General features: G+C 49.3%; 20 protein-coding genes. 10 read left to right on the top strand and 10 right to left on the bottom strand.

What is annotated here, in order from left to right; genetic code table 11:
• Window positions 1–37: 37 nt before the first annotated feature.
• Genes marB through marR form a run of 3 tightly spaced genes read right to left on the bottom strand, consistent with a single transcriptional unit; the run spans window position 38 to window position 1129 of the window.
• Complete coding sequence (marB, locus tag EC843_RS01280; RefSeq protein ID WP_064546814.1) at window positions 38–247, bottom strand: multiple antibiotic resistance regulatory protein MarB; 210 nt, start codon at window positions 245–247, stop codon at window positions 38–40.
• A 52-nt stretch (window positions 248–299) separates the two neighbouring features.
• Window positions 300–674 carry an MDR efflux pump AcrAB transcriptional activator MarA gene (gene marA, locus EC843_RS01285; RefSeq protein ID WP_064546812.1) on the bottom strand — a complete coding sequence of 125 codons (375 nt, stop codon included), beginning with the start codon at window positions 672–674 and terminating at the stop codon, window positions 300–302.
• Between the two features lie 20 nt (window positions 675–694).
• On the bottom strand, window positions 695–1129 hold the full coding sequence (gene marR / locus EC843_RS01290; protein WP_064546810.1) for a multiple antibiotic resistance transcriptional regulator MarR: 435 nt from the start codon (window positions 1127–1129) through the stop codon (window positions 695–697).
• 199 nt (window positions 1130–1328) lie between these two features.
• Here marR and EC843_RS01295 point away from each other — a divergent pair, with 199 nt between their 5' ends.
• A complete protein-coding gene (locus EC843_RS01295) occupies window positions 1329–2000 on the top strand; it encodes a MarC family NAAT transporter (RefSeq protein WP_064546808.1) in 672 nt (223 codons plus the stop codon).
• Between the two features lie 49 nt (window positions 2001–2049).
• Here EC843_RS01295 and EC843_RS01300 read toward each other — a convergent pair whose 3' ends face one another.
• A complete protein-coding gene (locus tag EC843_RS01300; protein WP_064546806.1) occupies window positions 2050–3246 on the bottom strand; it encodes a sugar transporter in 1197 nt (398 codons plus the stop codon).
• Between the two features lie 166 nt (window positions 3247–3412).
• On the opposite strand from EC843_RS01300, the gene EC843_RS01305 reads away from it, so the two are divergent.
• Window positions 3413–4210, top strand: coding sequence for a PhzF family phenazine biosynthesis protein (locus tag EC843_RS01305; RefSeq protein ID WP_064546804.1), 798 nt, complete (start codon window positions 3413–3415; stop codon window positions 4208–4210).
• On the opposite strand, the gene EC843_RS01310 is transcribed toward EC843_RS01305, so the two are convergent.
• Window positions 4207–5067, bottom strand: a complete 861-nt coding sequence (locus EC843_RS01310) for a LysR family transcriptional regulator (RefSeq protein WP_133521456.1) — start codon at window positions 5065–5067, stop codon at window positions 4207–4209. The two genes, EC843_RS01305 and EC843_RS01310, sit on opposite strands and share 4 nt — an antisense overlap.
• A gap of 101 nt (window positions 5068–5168) precedes the next feature.
• Between EC843_RS01310 and sad the strand changes: the two genes are divergently transcribed.
• From sad to EC843_RS01330, 4 genes are all read left to right on the top strand, one after another.
• Window positions 5169–6545 carry a succinate-semialdehyde dehydrogenase gene (gene sad, locus EC843_RS01315; protein WP_133521457.1) on the top strand — a complete coding sequence of 459 codons (1377 nt, stop codon included), beginning with the start codon at window positions 5169–5171 and terminating at the stop codon, window positions 6543–6545.
• An 80-nt stretch (window positions 6546–6625) separates the two neighbouring features.
• Window positions 6626–7552 (top strand): glutaminase B, encoded by a 927-nt coding sequence (gene glsB / locus EC843_RS01320; RefSeq protein WP_064546799.1) that lies wholly within the window; start codon window positions 6626–6628, stop codon window positions 7550–7552.
• A 68-nt stretch (window positions 7553–7620) separates the two neighbouring features.
• On the top strand, window positions 7621–9075 hold the full coding sequence (locus EC843_RS01325) for a GGDEF domain-containing protein (RefSeq protein WP_133521458.1): 1455 nt from the start codon (window positions 7621–7623) through the stop codon (window positions 9073–9075).
• Window positions 9076–9229: 154 nt separating this feature from the next.
• Window positions 9230–10681, top strand: coding sequence for a tagaturonate reductase (locus EC843_RS01330; RefSeq protein WP_133521459.1), 1452 nt, complete (start codon window positions 9230–9232; stop codon window positions 10679–10681).
• Between the two features lie 218 nt (window positions 10682–10899).
• Here EC843_RS01330 and dsbG read toward each other — a convergent pair whose 3' ends face one another.
• Window positions 10900–11664, bottom strand: coding sequence for a thiol:disulfide interchange protein DsbG (gene dsbG / locus EC843_RS01335; RefSeq protein WP_133521460.1), 765 nt, complete (start codon window positions 11662–11664; stop codon window positions 10900–10902).
• 145 nt (window positions 11665–11809) lie between these two features.
• On the opposite strand from dsbG, the gene EC843_RS01340 reads away from it, so the two are divergent.
• Window positions 11810–12100: a VF530 family protein gene (locus EC843_RS01340; protein WP_064546791.1), complete on the top strand. Its 291-nt coding sequence runs from the start codon at window positions 11810–11812 to the stop codon at window positions 12098–12100.
• Between the two features lie 39 nt (window positions 12101–12139).
• Here EC843_RS01340 and EC843_RS01345 read toward each other — a convergent pair whose 3' ends face one another.
• The 4 genes from EC843_RS01345 to EC843_RS01360 form a co-directional block, all read right to left on the bottom strand.
• On the bottom strand, window positions 12140–13144 hold the full coding sequence (locus EC843_RS01345; RefSeq protein WP_133521461.1) for an iron ABC transporter permease: 1005 nt from the start codon (window positions 13142–13144) through the stop codon (window positions 12140–12142).
• Window positions 13144–14100 carry an ABC transporter substrate-binding protein gene (locus tag EC843_RS01350; RefSeq protein WP_133521462.1) on the bottom strand — a complete coding sequence of 319 codons (957 nt, stop codon included), beginning with the start codon at window positions 14098–14100 and terminating at the stop codon, window positions 13144–13146. The genes EC843_RS01345 and EC843_RS01350 overlap by 1 nt, the downstream gene beginning before the upstream one ends.
• Window positions 14101–14177: 77 nt before the next feature.
• The gene (locus EC843_RS01355) at window positions 14178–14978 is read right to left on the bottom strand and encodes an ABC transporter ATP-binding protein (RefSeq protein ID WP_243739109.1); all 801 of its coding nucleotides are present in this window, start codon (window positions 14976–14978) and stop codon (window positions 14178–14180) included.
• Between the two features lie 83 nt (window positions 14979–15061).
• On the bottom strand, window positions 15062–16249 hold the full coding sequence (locus tag EC843_RS01360) for a TCR/Tet family MFS transporter (protein ID WP_133521464.1): 1188 nt from the start codon (window positions 16247–16249) through the stop codon (window positions 15062–15064).
• Between the two features lie 367 nt (window positions 16250–16616).
• Between EC843_RS01360 and EC843_RS01365 the strand changes: the two genes are divergently transcribed.
• The 3 genes from EC843_RS01365 to EC843_RS01375 all read left to right on the top strand — a co-directional run bounded on the left by EC843_RS01365 (window position 16617) and on the right by EC843_RS01375 (window position 19040).
• A complete protein-coding gene (locus EC843_RS01365) occupies window positions 16617–16883 on the top strand; it encodes a hypothetical protein (protein WP_064546780.1) in 267 nt (88 codons plus the stop codon).
• 197 nt (window positions 16884–17080) lie between these two features.
• Window positions 17081–17671 (top strand): YSC84-related protein, encoded by a 591-nt coding sequence (locus EC843_RS01370; protein WP_064546778.1) that lies wholly within the window; start codon window positions 17081–17083, stop codon window positions 17669–17671.
• Window positions 17672–17873: 202 nt separating this feature from the next.
• Window positions 17874–19040, top strand: coding sequence for a methyl-accepting chemotaxis protein (locus tag EC843_RS01375; RefSeq protein ID WP_133521465.1), 1167 nt, complete (start codon window positions 17874–17876; stop codon window positions 19038–19040).
• Window positions 19041–19141 lie beyond the last annotated feature (101 nt).

The raw sequence follows: 19141 nt of genomic DNA on the forward strand, positions 1-19141 counted from the left end.
CGGGCGGGTCAGCATTCCAGACCCGCCATGGTAGAGATTAGTGGCTGTTGTCGCGGTAATACGGCGTACCCAGCAACTCAGACTTGTCACCCATCATGTGGCTATCGTCAGCACAGTTTTCAGACGCGGGGATAATCATGTTGCCATGATTGGCTTGCGTGGCACTGAATTGGGTTGATTGCTCCGCCAGAGCGTTGGTGGAAGCCAGAATCAAAAGCAGGCTTGCCGCGGAGATGTAACGTTTCATAAATCCTCGGTGTCTGAATCAACAGACGGTTGCATAGCGTTTGTTAACAATATTAATGATTTAGCGGATGAATATACTTTCCTTCACCACCTGAACACGCAACGCGGAACCGATGAGGAGGTACAGAAAAGTAATTCTTGAAGGTCCGAGTGAGCGTCTGTTGCGACTCAAACCCATACTGCTCTGCCAAATAGAGAATCGGCTCGTTGCTTTGTTTCAGCTTGAGGGCGATCTCAGTCAATTTGCGATTGCGGATGTATTGGCCTAATGAATGGCCGGTCTCTTTTTTAAACATCCGTTGCAGGTGCCACTTCGAGTAGCCCGAACGCTGCGAAACCTTCTCTAGCGACAGAGGGGTTTCCAGGTTTTCTTCAATCCAGTCCAAAATGCTTTGAATGGTGATTGAATCATTGTTTCGTCTGGACATCGTTCACCTCTTTTCAGGTTTTACGGCAATACCTTTGTCAGCAGTTGATAAAGTGTGGTCACTTCATCTGCTGTCAGGTTTTTAGTCAGTTCTTGATGCAGGTTTTTTCCGACAAGTTGGTGACATTTTTCGCACAATGTTTTCCCTTCCGGAGTCAATCGTACCAGTACACCGCGTTTGTCGTTGGGATTAGGCAACCGTTCAATCCACCCCTTGCTCAGCAGGCGGTCCAACATGCGAGTTAACGCACCCAGGTCTACTGATAAGGCTTTTTTCAACTCGACAGGCTGTACGCACTCTTCGCAATAAATGCTGCAAAGCACCTTAAATTGCGTAGCGGTGATATCGAGTGGGGAAAGATGATCGTTTAGCAGGCGATCCTTATGTTGGTTAACCATATGAATCAGTCTTCCAAGCGGAATCACCTCGTTAAACAGATCGTTAGTGTTTTTCACTATTATTGCCCAGGCAAGTATATTTAATCACGGCAGATATTATTGCTCAGGCAAGCATATGTCAACGTTATGAATATGTGATGACACAAATAGCTAAAACGGTTCAACTGTTAACATACATACAGTTCTGTAACGAATGCGTGAAGGGTGACTGCTATACTCTGAATCGCGAAAAGTCACTGCAATTAAGGGTTAGAAGATGATGGATTTGGTAAAGGCCATAGGGTTTGGGCTGGTGGTGTTATTGCCGCTGGCTAACCCGTTAACAACGGTAGCATTGTTCCTCGGCCTTGCTGGCGATATGAATAAAAAGGCGCGTGATAGAACTGCGCTGATGGCGTCAGTGAATGTATTCATCATCATGATGGTGGCTTACTACGCTGGGCAAGTTGTGATGAACACCTTTGGTATTTCGATACCGGGCTTGCGTATTGCGGGTGGCTTAATTGTGGCCTTTATTGGTTTCCGCATGCTGTTCCCGCAGCAGAAGGCGCATGAATCACCGGAAGCACATACAAAAGCCGAGGAGCTTGAGCAGGAGCCTGATACCAATATCGCGTTTGTCCCATTGGCGATGCCAAGTACGGCGGGGCCGGGGACCATTGCGATGATCATCAGTTCATCGTCAACGGTTGAGCATGGTGTCAATTTCCCCGCCTGGGTTGTGCTGGTGGCTCCACCGCTGATTTTTGCGCTGGTAGGGCTGATTTTGTGGGGGAGTTTACGCAGTTCTGGTGCGATTATGCGCCTGGTCGGCAAGAGCGGTATTGAAGCGATTTCGCGCCTGATGGGCTTCTTGTTGGTGTGTATGGGGGTTCAGTTCATTATTAACGGGGTACTAGAGATTATTACCAAGTTTCCAGCCCAATAAACGCGAATGTCGGGTAAGCGCAACGCTACCCGACATCCTTTTATCCTGGCTAACCGTGGCTGTGCTGTTCTTCTAAGGAAACCGGCCAACGACGGAAAATTAATACTGAAACGATAAGCGCCACCAGTGCCGGAACAGCCCCCACCAGCCCAATACTCGACATATCAAAATGCAGGCTAACCTGGTTACCTACCAACGCGCCCGCGCCAATCCCGAGATTAAAAATCCCTGAGAATAACGCCATAGAAACATCGGTTGCATCGGGGGCCAGTGCCAAAACTTTCACCTGCATGCCGAGGGTGATAACCATAATGGCGATTCCCCAGAACAGGCATAACAGAGTGAGCTGAGTGCTGCTTTGCGCGGCAGGCAGTAACAACGCGAGGCACAACACCAGTAAACCGATCGAACCGCTGACCAGCGTTGATGAATGGCGATTGCCCAGTTTACCAAACAGCACGCTGCCAATAATCCCTGCGGCACCCAGCACCAACAGTAGCAGAGTCGCCACATTCGCACTCAATCCGGCTACGGTTTGTACGAACGGTTCGATGTAGCTGTAGGCGGTGTAATGCGCGGTCACCACCACCGCGACCAATACATACAAGCTCACCAGGGCTGGGCGTTTAAACAGCAACGGCAAACTTTTCAGCGAACCTGAGTGTTCGCTTGGCAATTTAGGCAGCAGTTTCATCACACAGAACAGCGTGAGTGCGGCGACGACACCAATAGCGAAGAAAGTGGTACGCCAGCCGAAATATTGCCCAACGATACGTCCAAGCGGCAAACCTAAAACCATCGCCAGCGCGGTACCAGTGGCTATCAAACTGAGTGCTTGAGCCTTTTTCCCGGCCGGTGCCATACGAATCGCCAGCGACGCGGTAATTGACCAGAATATAGCGTGGGCAAAGGCAATCCCAATGCGGCTAATCACCAACACCGGGAAGCTCCAGGCGACGAATGAGAGCACGTGACTTACGATAAATAAGACGAAAATACTGACCAATAAGCGCTTTCGTTCGACCTGACTGGTTAACAGCATAAAGGGAAGGGACATTAGCGCCACCACCCATGCGTAGATAGTTAGCATGATCCCAACTTGCGCAGTCTGCATACCAAAACTATCGGCAATGTCAGACAGTAAACCAACCGGGACAAATTCCGTGGTGTTAAAAATAAAGGCCGCGACAGCGAGCGTAACGACGCGTAGCCACGCCGTTTTGCGTGAGACTTTGCTTATAGTCATAGATGGTATTCGCGCAGGTTTTAGAAAGAGTGGTGAGCAGGCGATCATAAAACCATCAAACCAGCTGTACAACCAATTTTGTGATTTAAGTCTCATTTTATTGTGGTGATTTTCATGGAAGTTATGACATGGTAGAAGTCATAGGCTTACCGAGGGAGAAAATGCCATGCAGCAAATTGATTTTTATATGGTCGATGCGTTTACGGACACCACTTTTGGTGGCAATGCTGCTGCGGTTTGCCCGCTGACGGAATGGCTGCCAGATGCAACCTTACTGGCAATGGCACGACAGCATAATCAATCGGAAACAGCTTTTTTTGTCACCACCGATGAGGGTTTTGAGTTGCGTTGGTTTACCACGCAAGGCGAGGTTAACCTTTGTGGCCATGCAACGCTGGCAAGCGCGCATGTGATTTTTGAATATCTGAATTACCCGGAAACTGCAATTCAGTTTTCAACGCGATTTGTGGGCCCGTTGACCGTCACGCGAAATGGCGATTGGTTAACTCTGGATTTCCCGGCCACCAGCAGCGAGCCGGTCACACCGCCGCAGTTGTTGCTGGACTCATTGGGGATCAGTGAATATCAGGAAGTCCGCCTGGGGCGTACTTACACCGTAGTGCTCAGTACGCAACAGCAGGTTGAAGCAATAAAACCTGACTTCCAGCTGATGCTGGGGCTGAATCAAAAGGTTTGTATCACCGCACCGGCCAATGACGAAGGCTATGATTTTGTCAGCCGTTTCTTCTCGCCCGCGTCGTCAATTACCGAAGATCCCGTCACCGGATCGACGCATACCATGCTGATCCCTTATTGGGCTCAAAAGCTTGGTAAAACCCAGATGTTGGCTCGCCAGGTTTCCCAACGCGGTGGTGATTTACGCTGCCAGTTAGTCGGTGACAGGGTGCATATCGCCGGGCAAGCCGCCACCTATCTAGTTGGAAAAGTGCTGTTGCGCGGCTAAGGTGTTTGTTCCAGTAACCCGATAAACGCGTCGAGTTGTCGGGTTTTCGCACCCCGTCGCCAGATTAGCCAGGTATTCAGGAACCGCCACTCTTCCGGCAATGCCGATATTGAGACCTGATGGCTGCCGGGCATGCTTTCCAGCATGCTGCGTGGCATCAATGCAATGCCTGCCCCCGCTATGACACACGCCAGCATGCCGTGGTACGACTCCATTTCGTGAATTTTACCGGGTGCTGATTGCTGGCTGTGAAACCAGCTTTCGAAATGTCGTCGATACGAGCAGTTGGCGCGAAACGCATAAATACTGGCTTCGCTGACTTGCCGGGCATTGGTAATCATTACGTGGCCCGCAGGGGCGACAATCACCATTTCTTCTTCATAGACCGAAATTCCTTCAAGCGACGGATGCATGACCGGGCCATCGACAAAGGCCGCCGACAAGCGCCCGTCCAGCACACCATCAATTTGATCACCTGACGGGCCTGTGGCGAGCGAAAGCTGAATTTTGGGGAAGCGTTGGTTAAACAACGCTAAAATACCGGGAATGCGCACCGCCGCCGTACTTTCCAGCGAACCGAGCATCAAAAAACCGTGTGGTTCATCGCCTGAAACCGCCATCCGTGCTTCATCAACCAACGCCAGAATGCGTTTGCTGTAGCTGAGAAAACTGTGTCCGGCGGGCGCAAGGCGCAAGCGTTGGTTTTCGCGGATAAACAAATCCACACCGAGATCGGCTTCAAGTTGTTTAATACGCGTAGTGAGATTAGACGGTACGCGATGTACCTTCGCCGCCGCGGCGCTGATACTGCCGGTTTCTGCTACCGCATTAAACATTTCAAGTTGCGTAAGATCCATAAAGCTTTCTCGATTCGTGAATGACTCACTCATTATTATTCATTTTTCATGATTGTCACGGGCGATTAAGGTGAGGGCATCAACTGAACTCTGGGGGCATTATGAACACACACGCTATTTCCATTAATCCGGCTAACGGTGAGCAACTGTCAGCCACACCTTTTGAGTCGGCTCAACAGTTAGATAACGCGCTGGCGGGGAATCATGCGGCGTTTAACCTCTGGCGGCAGGTGTCGCTGGCGGGTCGTGCAGAGAAATTACAGGCTCTTGGTACGGCACTTCGCAACAATGCGGAAGCTTTAGCGCAAATGATCACCGCTGAAATGGGCAAGCCCATTGTTCAGGCGCGTGGCGAAGTGGCTAAATCGGCAAATTTATGTGACTGGTATGCCGAACACGGCCCGGCGATGCTGGCGACCGAAAGTACACCAGTGGAAAACCAACAGGCGGTGATTGAATACCGTCCTCTGGGTGCGATTTTGGCTGTGATGCCGTGGAACTTCCCATTCTGGCAAGTGTTGCGCGGTGCGGTGCCGATTCTTTTGGCAGGGAACAGTTATGTACTGAAACATGCACCAAATGTGATGGGAAGTGCGCGACTGATCAAACAGTTGTTCAGCGAAGCGGGCTTCCCTGAAGGGGTGTTTGAAGTGATCAATGTGACACCTGAAGGTGTGAGCCGGGCGATTAACGACGCGCGGATTGCAGCGGTTACCGTCACTGGTAGTGGGCGAGCGGGGGCTGCGATTGGCGCGCAAGCCGGTGCTGCGTTGAAAAAATGTGTACTGGAGTTAGGAGGTTCCGATCCCTTTATCGTGCTGAATGACGCAGATCTTAATGAAGCCGTTAAAGCGGCTGTCGCCGGGCGTTATCAGAATACTGGACAAGTTTGTGCAGCGGCCAAACGCTTCATTATTGAGGCAGGAATTGTTGACGTATTCACGAAGCAGTTCGTTGCGGCAGTACAAGCTTTAAAAATGGGCGATCCCACTGACGAAACCACCTACATTGGGCCGATGGCGCGTTATGATTTGCGTGATGAGCTGTATCACCAGGTTACAGTGTCACTTAAACAGGGGGCGAACTTACTACTTGGCGGTGAGAAAGTGGCGGGTAAGGGCAATTTCTATGCGCCAACCGTTCTGGGGAATGTCACGCCAGAGATGGTGGCATTTCGTGAAGAATTGTTTGGCCCAGTCGCCACGATTACCGTCGCCCGTGATGCCGAACATGCGCTGGAACTGGCTAATGACAGTGACTTTGGGCTTTCAGCCACCGTATTTACCACCAATAGCCAACTCGCAGAAGAATTTGCCGCACGCCTTGAATGTGGCGGTGTGTTTATTAATGGCTACAGCGCCAGCGACCCACGCGTGGCATTTGGCGGCGTGAAGAAAAGTGGTTTTGGCCGCGAGCTTTCCCATTTTGGTCTGCATGAGTTTTGTAATGTGCAAACTGTATGGAAAGACCGGCGTTAGTTTCGGGTTTTCACCTGCCTGCAACGAACGCAGTCTGATATACTGGCGGGCGTAAAATACCCGCCATTCAGGAGTTTGCAGTGCCAGGTTTGTTAGATAATCAATTACTCGAAGATATTCTGGCGCAGGTTCGGCCACTCATTGGTCAGGGTAAAGTCGCTGATTATATTCCCGCACTGGCTGAAGTTCCGGGCAATAAACTGGGGATTTCCGTTTGTACCGTCGACGGTGAAGTCTTCAGCGCCGGAGATGCCGCAGAACGCTTCTCGATTCAATCTATTTCAAAAGTGCTCAGCCTGGCGCTGGCGATGGCGCGTTATGATGAGCACGAAATCTGGCAGCGCGTGGGTAAAGAGCCTTCGGGGCAGCCTTTCAATTCATTACTCCAGTTAGAACTTGAACAGGGAAAACCCCGTAACCCGTTTATTAATGCCGGGGCATTGGTAGTGTGCGACATGCTGCAAACACGCCTGAGTGCGCCGAAACAGCGCATGCTGGAAGTGGTGCGCGCAATAGCCCAACAACCCGATCTGGCCTATGACAGCCGCGTTGCGAAATCTGAATTCGAGCATTCGGCGCGTAATGCTGCCATCGCCTGGCTGATGAAATCATTTGGTAATTTCGATAACGATGTGATTACCGTCCTGCAGAATTATTTCCACTATTGCGCACTAAAAATGAGCTGCAATGAACTGGCGAAAACTTTCTTATTTCTGGCAAATCAAGGGTGTGCATTACACCTTGATGAGCCAATTATTAGTGCACAACAAGCCCGACAAATAAATGCGTTAATGGTGACCAGTGGAATGTACGATGGTGCGGGTGAGTTTGCCTATCGAGTGGGTATGCCTGGTAAATCCGGTGTTGGCGGCGGCATTATTGCCATCGTTCCGCATGAGATGTCTATTGCGGTCTGGTGCCCGGAACTGGATACCTCGGGTAACTCGTTAGCCGGAACGGCCGCGCTGGAAATCCTCGCACAGCGGATTGGCCGATCAATCTTTTAAACTTAAGCTAAAATTTATTTTTGCACTCATTCAGGTGTATTAACTCTCTAAGCAGTGCATACATAAATATGAATCAAAAAAGCATATCTATTCAAAAGCAGATGACGTTATTTTCACCTAAAAAACGCCTGGCGAATGCCGTTAATATATTTGTCATTACCACGCTGTTCTATTTTTTCGGCGCGTCACTTCGCCTGATTGATGAACTGTCGCTGTTCTGGCCGCTCAACGCGGTGCTGGCGGCGGTGTTTGTCCGCCACCCGTTCCTGAACCGGCCTGTTTATTATGTTGTCAGCTATAGTGCGATGGTGGTTTACGACGTCGTCACCACCCACTGGGGATGGCAATCGGCGATAATAAACCTCTCTAACATGGTATTTATTATTATCGTCGCCCGCTTATTACTGCGATATTCCAGAACCCAGGATGAAAACAATTGGGCGCTTAATGCGTTTAATCTTTTTTATACCTGTTTGATTGGTGCCGTTCTCAGCTCTTTATTAGGCTCCATTGGCTCAACTGGCCCATCATCTGATTATCGTCACTTTATTTCGCTGTTCGCTGACTGGTTTAGCGAACAGTTTTCGACGGGTGTGTTAATGATGCCGTTTTTGCTAATGACCAAATGGCCGCAGTGGAAGGCGTTGCCCGCTTTGCAGTTGTCGAAACTCTACCCATTGCTTGGCGTTGTCATTTCAATTCTTGCTTCGGTGGTGATTGGCGGTGCCGGTAGCCTGGCGTTCCCGTTACCCGCGCTTATCTGGTGTGCCATTCGTTATCCATTGCCGGTGACGGCGTTGCTGACGCTATTAACCGGTGGGGCAGAGATTATTCTGCTGGCAAATTCGATTGTTGCGCTTTCCCCCGATACCCCGTTGGTAGTGAGTGAGATGTTCTCTGCCCGTCTGGGAATCGCCACGATGGCGATTTGCCCGCTAATTGTTTCCGTCAGTGTAGATGCAATCAATCGGCTGATTAAGCAAACCTCGCTGCGTGCGGATTATGACTACCTTACTGGCGTTTATTCCCGTTCAGGTCTGTATGAAGCGTTGAAAAACACCGTACCACTGAACCATCAACCTGAGCAAAAACTCTGCGTGATGTTGCTGGATATCGACTATTTCAAACGTATTAATGATAACCACGGCCATGAATGTGGCGATGTGGTGTTGGCTGCTTTCGCCCGGCGTTTATCCGAAATCGTCGGTGAAACAGGGCTGGTCGCGCGTCTTGGCGGTGAGGAGTTTGTGGTGGCCTGTAGCACGGATACCGAACAAAAAGGGTATGCCATCGCGGAGCAAATCCGTAAGGATATTGAACGCACCGCGTTTCGTTACCAGCAACAAACGCTGTTTATCACCGTCAGTATTGGCCTTGCAACAACGACTCCAGGACAACAAACGCTTCTCGATGCGTTTAACTCGCAGCTCGCGCAAGCGGATAAGTACCTGTATTTGTCCAAGCGCAACGGGCGCAACCAGACCAGCAGAGCGTCGTTGAGCGAGTTCGTTATTAATAGTTAGTGTGATGAGGCCGACATTTTATTAGTTGTCGTACCAAAAATAATTGGTATAACAACTCTTGTTTGATCAAAACGGGGTTTCACTTTGTTGGGTTCTGATAATTTGTTTGGGATATTTCTAGTCGTTCATCCTGTACACACCAAGGAACAACATAGTGAAAACTCTAAATCGTCATGATTTCCCTGGCGCTCAATATCCTGAACGTATTATCCAGTTTGGTGAGGGCAACTTCCTGCGCGCTTTCATTGACTGGCAAGTCGATTTACTCAATGAACATACGGACTTAAATGCGGGCGTGGTGATTGTACGTCCGATCGACAGTGCATTCCCACCGTCGTTATCAACCCAGGATGGGCTTTACACCACGGTTATCCGTGGCCTGAACGAGCAGGGCGAAGCGGTAAGTGACGCACGTCTGATTCGCTCAGTAAACAGAGAAATCAACGTCTATCAAGAGTACGACGCGTTCCTTAAGCTGGCACATAACCCAGAGATGCGTTTTGTGTTCTCCAACACCACCGAAGCGGGTATCAGCTACCACGCGGGCGATAAATTTGCAGATGCGCCAGCGGTAAGCTATCCGGCTAAACTGACCCGTTTGCTGTTTGAACGTTTCAGCCATTTCAACGGTGCGGTCGATAAAGGCTGGGTGATCATTCCTTGCGAACTGATCGACTATAACGGCGATGCACTGCAAGAGTTGGTGCTGCGTTACGCGCAAGAATGGGCACTGCCAGCAGCATTCATTCAATGGCTGAATGACGCCAACACCTTCTGTTCAACACTGGTTGACCGTATCGTGACCGGTTACCCGCGCGACGAAGCTGCCGAGATTGAAAATTCACTCGGTTATAAAGATAGTTTCCTCGCGGCGGCAGAACACTTCTACCTGTTCGTGATTCAGGGGCCGGCATCTTTGGCTCAGGAACTGCGCTTGGATAAATTCCCGCTGAACGTGCTGATTGTTGATGACATTAAGCCTTATAAAGAACGCAAGGTAGCGATCCTCAACGGTGCTCACACCGCACTGGTTCCGGTTGCGTATCTGGCAGGCTTGAATACCGTTGGCGAAGCCATGAACGATGCCGAAGTGTGTGGTTTTGTGGAAAAAACCATTGCGGAAGAGATTATTCCTGTCCTGGATTTGCCGCGCGACGAATTACAGTCATTCGCCCAGGCGGTCACCAGCCGTTTCCAGAACCCGTATATTCAGCACCAGTTGTTATCCATCGCGCTGAATGGCATGACTAAATTCCGCACCCGTATTCTGCCGCAATTGCTGGCGGGCCAGCAGGCGAGCGGGACATTGCCTCCGCGTCTGACTTTCGCACTGGCGGCACTGATTGCCTTCTATAAGGGCGAACGCAACAACGAAAGCTATCCATTGCAGGATGACGAGCATTGGTTGGTTCGTTATCAACAGCTTTGGACATCACTGGGCGACAAGCAAATCACCGTGCAGCAACTGGTTGAGGCCGTGTTAAGCGACAGCGATCATTGGGGCCAGGATTTGACTCAAGCCGCGGGTCTGGTGGCTAAAGTTAGCGAAGATTTGCAGGTTATTCTGAGCCAGGGCATGCGTGCTGCGGTTGCTCGTTACTGCTAAGCATCAAAAAATGTGGTGGATGGCGCTGCGCTTATCCACCCTACGAAACCGGTTAACGTGTGGCTTGATTGGTGGATGGCGCTTGCGCTTATCCACCCTACAAAACCGGTTAACTTGTGGCTTGATTGGTGGATGACGCTGCGCTTATCCACCCTACAAAACCAGTAATCATGCGGTTTGTAGGTCTGATAAGTGCAGCGCCATCCAACAAAATCCCTTTATTTATCGTCGCCCATAATGGTTTTCATGGTGGCTTCGTCAGGCAGACCCTGATGTTGTTGCAGGCGCCCGTCTTTGTTCAGGTAGTAAATGGACGGTGTGGCGCTGCCGCCCAGTTCGTCCATTAATGCCAGGTTGTTTTCAAGAGCTTTGGTGATTTCTGGTTTGATGGTCGCAGGGACGTTTAACGTCATTTTGCCCTTGCTGTTTTCATATTCCGCCAGCGTTTTTGCCGGGTCGTCAGACATCATAATGGCTGCGGCTTTTTGACCGCTATCCGGGCGCAACATCCCAACCATTAAGACACGCAGTTGTACTTTGCCGGAACTCAACCACGGTTGTGCGTTGAGCCAAAACTGGGTGCAATACGGGCAGTAAGGATCGGCAAAGGCGTAAACAATCTGCGGGGCGTCAGCTTTACCTGCTGCGATCCAGTGATTTTTCTCGAGTTTTTGCCACATCTCTTTAGCCATCGGCGCATAAACCCATTTCTCTACCTGAGCATCGCTGAGGTTTTTACCGCTGGCATCGACCAGATTTCCCATAATCGCATGCTGTTTATCCGGGGTCAGGAACACGGTAGTGCCTTGTCCCTGAAACTGCATCACATAGCCTGGTAAGTCACCTGGACCTTTAAATTCACCTTTCAGTTCAAATCCTTGCTGCTGTAAGGCGCTAATCGGGGCAGGGAGTTTAGCATCCGTAGCCAGTGCAGAAGTGCTGGTGAGGAGTGCAAGCGACAGGGTCCATACTGCATGTTTCATTATCTAATCCTTTTCATTCTTTTGATGAATGTACGCCTCGCCAGGATACCTGCCGTCGGCCAGGAAGGAAAGTTATCGATTAGAAAGATGAACGGGCGTTAATTTGCTATCGTATGCGCCATTATTCAGATTCATTGGACGCATTATGACCCACTCATCGAAAGACCCTCTGCACGGCATGACACTTGAAGCCATTGTGAATGCTTTAGTTGCACGTTTTGGATGGGAAGAACTGGCAAAACGCATCAACATCAATTGTTTTAAAAGTGACCCAAGCGTGAAATCCAGCCTTAAGTTTCTACGCCGTACCCCATGGGCGCGTAAAGAAGTCGAAGATTTGTATCTTGATTCTTTAGAAGACGAAAAAGTTGCTCAAAAAGAACCCCCTGCTGATAGCCCGTGGGCAAATTGGCAGAGTAAAAAAGGGCAGGAATAACGATTCACAGCGGGGACTGCAATTTGTGGTTCCTGATCCTTAGCTCCCTCTACGCAATATGATAACCAACACAAACATTCCGCCAACACCTGCGGTGATAATCCCGATTGGCAGTTCCTGTGGGGCAATGAGTGTTCGGCTCAACAAATCTCCGGCAGACAGCAGGATTGCGCCCAGGATGCCAACCAGCGGCAATAATCTGCGATGCCGCACGCCAGCAAATGGTCGTGCCAAATGAGGTACCATCAACCCCACAAAACCAATGACACCGGTGAGTGAAACGAAGATTGCTGTCGCCATTGAGCAACAAAGAAAGACTTCACTACGCAGGCGTGTCACGTTAATGCCTAACGAACAGGCAGTCTGTTCACCCGCCAGCAAGCCATCCAGTGAACGCCAGCGTAGTGAAATGAATGCGATAAGCAGAAGCAGGGCGATGGCGGCAAAGCCAAGGTTATCCCAGCGCGCCAAACCCAGCCCCCCTAACGCCCAAAACAGGGCATGACTGGCAGTGCGTTGGTCGCCGGAAAAAATCAGATAATTAGTGAGCGCACCAAACAAAAATGACACTGCCAGCCCGCAAATAATCAACTTCTCTGTCCCTTTATGCGACTGAGACATAAAGATAATCATCACCGCTGCCGCAGAAAGCATCCCGCCAGCAAACGCGGCGATGGGCAAAGTCCACATGCCAAGAGTGCTGCCAAGACGGGTAGTCACCAGTACAACACCCGCAGAAGCGCCAGAAGATAAGCCAAAGAGAAAAGGGTCAGCCAGGTCGTTACGCGTGGTGGTTTGTAGCAGCGAACCGACCAGCGCCAGGCCTGCTCCAGCCATCATTCCCAGTAACGTGCGCGGCACACGCAACTCCAGCACGATGCTTTTTATCATCGGCGAGACTTCACCTGGCATTAAATCCAGCGCGGTCAACACGTCGGAAAAAGAGAGCGGCACGCTGCCTTTCGCCACGTTTGCCAGTGTTAAACCCGCCAACAGAAACGGCGCAATAATCCACACCACTAAAAATCGTTTATCGGCGTACATCAGTTGAATGCGCCAGGGTAAAGCGCATGGGCGACTTTGCCGATCGCGGTGATATTGGCAGGGCCGGGCGTCAGCTCCTGGTATTTAAGTTTCAGGTAGCGGTGATGAATAACGGCTGGCGTGTTTTTCATTAACGGATGCTGTTCGAGGAACTGCTGTAACTTGTCAGCTCCACCATTAAAATCTGACTGATAGTCCACCAAAATAATGAACTCAGGCTCGGTCGCGGCGACACTTTCCCAGTTGCTGAATGCCCAACTTTTGTTCAGCGTATCCATGACATTTTTACCGCCAGCAGCTTCGATAATCGCCGTTGGCATGGCGTAAGCCCCGCTGGTATAGGGTTTATCTTCACCGGAGTCGTAAAGAAACACGCGCAGCGGTTTGCGTCCGGCAGTTTTGTTATTTAAATCGGCAACCTGCTTTTTCCAGCGACTCACCAGTTTTGCTGCATCTTCTGCTTTGCCAAACACTTTACCCAGTCGTTCCATATCGCCGTAAAGCAAATCCATACTGGCGCGTGGGCGGTGGCTATCAACGTGAATACAGCTTTCGCTCAGGATAAGCGTTTTGATATTGAATTTTGCCAGCGCTTGCGGAGTGACATCACCGCGCAGACCGTAGTTCCAGCCAGCATAAAAGAGGTCAGGCTGGGCAGCCAGCAGGGTTTCCATTGACGGATATTTGGCGGCAAGCTCAGGAATATCTCCCTGTAATCGCCTAAACGCCGGGATGTTTTTGTACCAGCCAGAAACACCGGTAATGCCAACCATTTTGGGTTGCAGGTGCAGGTCAAACGCCATTTCGGACAGGTTAATGTCATGAACGACCATGCGTTTAGGGGCTTTGGTAAAGGTCAGCGGTTTTCCGCAGTTATCGACAGTTACCGGAAAACCAGAGGCACCGGCAGTACCGGTAAGTGCGGCTAACAGTGCCGCAAGCATTAAATTTTTCACACAAACTCCTGATTCATCAGGCGTTGCACCTTACAGGAATTAATAGTGTGAATGGATTCGATTAGATCAATTAATGATTAGTTATTTGTATAACCATTAACTTCTGAGGCCAGGGCTTCAAAAATACGCACCGTTTTGCCATTTTTGGGATGGGTAACGTGCAGGCTCTGCATGCCGAAAACCTGCGCAAGCCAGGGTGAATCCAACACTTCGGCGGGCGTACCACGGCAAACCAGGCGCCCGGCATTCATCATAAGCACCTGGTCTGAGAACGGTTGAATCAATTCAAGATCGTGAAGTACTGCAAGCGTAGTGATGTTTTTGTGCTTAACCAGGTTCAGTAACTGGTGGCGAGCGAGTGGATCGAGATGATTTGTCGGTTCATCAAGTAACAGTAATGCCGGTTTTTGCGCCAGTACACGGGCAAAGCCAGCGCGTTGTCGTTCTCCACCGGATAATTTCCCCAGCGCCACCTGCCGCAAGTGGTTGATGCCGACATCATTGATCGCACCAGCAATCGCTTCGTTATGTTCAGTTTGCGTGTGTTCGGCTTGCCAGGGTATGCGACCCAACGCCACATACTCATTGACTGTCAGCCGTGAGTCCGCATTGTCATGCTGGGTGAGCAGCGCCACACGGCGCGCCCGTTCAAGCGGCTTCATCGTCCGTAACGTTCTACCCTGAATCACTATCTCGCCACGGGCGGCCTGGAGTTCGCTGATGATAAGGCGCAGCAATGTTGATTTCCCACTGCCATTCGGCCCAATAATCGCGACAAACTCCCCGGCGTTAACATCAAAAGAGACCGCATTAACTTGCGGCGAGTGACCGGAAAAACACAGGGTGAGGTCGCGGACACAGAGCAGACTTCCAGACATTGAAGAATTCATTAGGTAAATCATTTACAGAAACAATGGCGCACAGGATAGCAGCCTTTGCTGCTAGTCCGTAAACATCCCTGTCAGGCTGTTGCCGTTGCGGGTTTGCGTGTACCTAACATCACCAAAGGAATAGCGAGCAAATAAACGGCCACCACCGAAAGCCAGATAGCGCCAGGCCACTGTTTCTGTACAACGAAATAAAAAGCGGAAAAGAACAGCGGGGCAATGATCGAGGCAAGACTCACGGCGGAAGCCAGTACCCCCTGGAATTGCCCCTGACTATCGGCATCCACCTGGCGAGTTGCCAGCGCCTGAAGCGCTGGTGTGCCGATACCGCCTAACGCAAACAGCGGCATAATCGCAAACACCATCCAGCTTTCATGCGCAAAGGCGATGGTCATCAGGGCAATACAGGCGCAGCTGATTCCGACGAACACCGCACCGCGTTCTCCAAATAGCCTTGCCGCTGGTGCTGGCAGAAATACCTGTACCAGCGCCTGACACAAGCCAAATGCTCCCAGCGATAAACCTATCCAGAAACCATTCCAGCCAAAGGCGTCAAACCCCCACAGTGCCCAGCAAATCCCGTAAGCTTCGCCGGTGGCACTAAGAATGAAGAAGGTGAGTACTACTGGCATTAGCCCTTTCATGGAACAGATCCAACGAAATGGCCTCAGTGGATTAAGTGCCGTGAGGTCGAGTTTCTTGCGTTCAGGTTGATGAGACTCAGGCAACACAAATAGCGCGAGCAGAAAATTGCAGCCATTGAGTACCGCCGCCGCGATAAATGGCAGGCGCACCCAATAGTCTCCCAGAATTCCACCCAGTAACGGGCCGACAATAAAGCCGAGTCCAAACATCGCATTGAGTAGACCAAAATGCCGCGCACGTTGGTCAGGTGCGGAGACATCTGTCAGATAAGCGGTGGCGACGGAGATATTGGCGCTCGTCATACCAGCAATGGCGCGGCCAACAAACAGTAATGCCAGATTCGGTGAAAAGGCGAGAAACAGGTAATTTACCGCCGCGCCACCGAGAGATAACAACATCACAGGCCGGTGGCCAATACGGTCGCTGAGCGTGCCAAGAACGGGTGCGAGCACGAACTGCATCGCAGCATACAACGCGGTCAATGTACCGATATAAATGGCGACATTGCCACTGTGGGTAATGTCTTTTAATAGCGAGGGGAGGATCGGAAAGATAAGACCAATACCCACGGCATCAAGAGCAATAGTGGTGAAAATTACCATAAGGGGTTTATTCATAAAGCGTTCCTGTCGGTATTCAGGTTGCGCACTGAGTGGAGCAAAACCTGTAACGAGCCTAAAACCATTCAGGCATTTAAGGACGCTGGTCGAGAATTGCGCGGAGCGCATCTTAGACTTGTGTGGCGACCACGGTGAGTTTAGTCAAACTGTGGTCACTTTTTCGCGAGGTCTGTCTTTATATCACACACTTCGACAAATTAAAGACCTTCGCTGACAATGATTTTTTGCGCATTTTTTTTCCAGGAAACCGCGCAACTTTTTAACCAGGTTAAACTTTTATGAGCGGTGACTGGTTTATGATGGTCTTCGACTTGAAGATATCCAGGCTATCTATAGTGGGTGCGAGCACAGAGGAGAATGGTGTATGGAAAAGTATGTGTTTTACGTCAAAGACGAAGCCACGAAAATTTTTGCCCGTAGCGCACTGTCGAAAGACGATATCAAAAAGCTAAAACAAGACGGCTTTAAAAAATATCCGCTGGAGTTTGAGGCGGAAAGTAAGCAGGAAGCCATTGACAAGTTAAATGAAAACACCCGTGACAATATGGACTCTTTAGGTGGTTTTTCTGCCACTATCGCTTTTATAGCGTTGACCGTTGTGATCATGGCAGTGCTGGTTTATCTATTCTAATCTACGCCCCAAACCATTACCAAAATTAATGGTAATTAGGCAATATCTTGTTTGTTTAAAATTAAACAAAAAAATCAGGCTTAGCACAAAAGAATTAACCACAACATCGACTGTGTCATAAAATTCGCGTCCTTATTTTCGGTATTTATACAACTCTGGTTGTTTAATGACCGTTCTTTAAAATGGATTGGGATCACATGCGGTTTAAAAAAATACTTCTTATTGCAGTTTTGGCTATTGCCGGTTGTAGCGCTAAAGGCGATACCGCTAGCCAGCAACGTAACACTATCCAACAAATGCGAATTGATACGTTAACTAAATTGTATAAGATTCATCCTGAGGCTCGTAAACAGATTCTGAAGTCTAAAGGGTACGCCGTATTCTCAAATAATAGCAGCAAAATCCTGGTGTTAGGGTTCGGCAGTGGTTATGGCGTGGTGAAAGATCTTAGAAGCGGCAAAGACACCTATATGAAAATGGCTCAGGCTGGAGCCGGTGTCGGGATGGGCGTTAAGCAATTACGCACCGTTTTGGTCTTTAATGACAGCAAAGCGCTGAGCGACTTTATTAAAAATGGTTATATTGTTGGCGCTGATGCAAATGCTGCGGCAAAATATGACGATAAAGGTTTGCCTGCAGTCAATGCTTCGGCAAGTGCTGTCGCACCAAGTTCAGTCGAGTTACCTAAACAGCTTTACGTCTATGAAATGACAGAAAAAGGCCTTGCTGCACAGGCCATGGTTAACGGCTATAAATACTGGCCAGATGACGCTCTGAACGGTAAGTAATACAGAATAAAACGGTGCCTGGCGCACCGTTTTTTTATGTTTTTGTTCCACCTCTGCTTTCCATCCTCTCTTGTAAGGAAGTGTAAAAAACTTCGCCATTTGCTTATGTCAGTATTTAGCTTTGATTTTAACTGCGCACTGGATCTTTCATAAATAACGCCGATATATATAAGTACCCGCGAAATATGTAATAGGTCTGAACATGTTTAAAGATTACAGCGTAAGAACCGTAATTATTGTTTTTACAGCAATTGCAATTACTGCCATGGATTTAATAGCCTTCCTGTTACTAGCAAATGTTAATATTTTACTTATGCTAACTGTGATCGGTGTCGTTTTAGTGCTCATCTTATGGGCTTACATGACTAAATATCTTGTCAGGCCGATTAATGAAGTTAAAAGAAATATTGATGAAATCAATACAGGTAATTTGTCCATATCTATACGTGAGTTTGGTAATAACTGTGCAGGGAAATTAATTCCCGGAATAAACAGCCTGGCAAAAGAAATCTCCAATTTGGTTATGGATATCAGGAGGTCTTCAAATTCAGCCAGTGAGTTATCGAGCACTCTTGCCAACCAAAGTGCGGATTTATCGGTAAAAACCGAACAACAATCGGCGATGTTGATGCAAACCGCCGCCAGCATGGAAGAGATTTCCGCAGGGACCCGGAGTAATGCAGAAAACACCCGCCAGCTAAACATCATCACCAGCGAAGCACATAAATCTGCCGGGCATGGCAGTGATTTGATGCATAAGCTGACCGAAAATATGGTGTCGATTACCGATTGCTCAAAGAAAATGACTGAAATTATTAGCATAATTGATGGTATTGCATTCCAGACCAATATCCTGGCATTAAATGCCGCAGTGGAAGCCGCCAGAGCGGGTGAGCACGGTAAGGGTTTTGCTGTCGTCGCCGGTGAAGTCAGAGTATTAGCGAAAAAAAGTTCAGAATCTGCCAAAAATATTAAGTCGTTAATTGAGCAAACGAATATTAATGTGATGCAGGGCGCGAAACTGGTTTCTGAAGCAGAAAAAAATATGCACGATATTGTTTCGGGATCCGACGATCTTAATTTGCTGATGGAGCACATCTTTATCTCGACTAATGAACAGGAAAAAGGGATCCAGCAAATTACTGTCGCGTTATCAGAGTTGGAAAAAGTTACACACAGCAATGCGGCAGTGGTGGTAGAACTGGCTCACTCTTCGGATGTGTTAAAAGACCAGGTTGTGGAATTGCAAACCAGAACTAATAATTTGCGTCTTGGCGACGAAGAAAGGGTGCTCGTAACTGGCACACCCAGGAAAGTTCCTGCTAATCCACTGAAACAGGCTGAAGAAGGGTTGTGGCAAACATTTTAATTTAGCGTTATTAAATGCCCGTTTGCCTTTGCCGTAGCCATACACGCCCGAAGAGATCGGCCACAGGATAACTTGTGCGCTATTTGTTCAGGGCGTGATAC

Source organism: Buttiauxella sp. JUb87 (genome assembly GCF_004361975.1).
Classification (GTDB): domain Bacteria; phylum Pseudomonadota; class Gammaproteobacteria; order Enterobacterales; family Enterobacteriaceae; genus Buttiauxella; species Buttiauxella ferragutiae.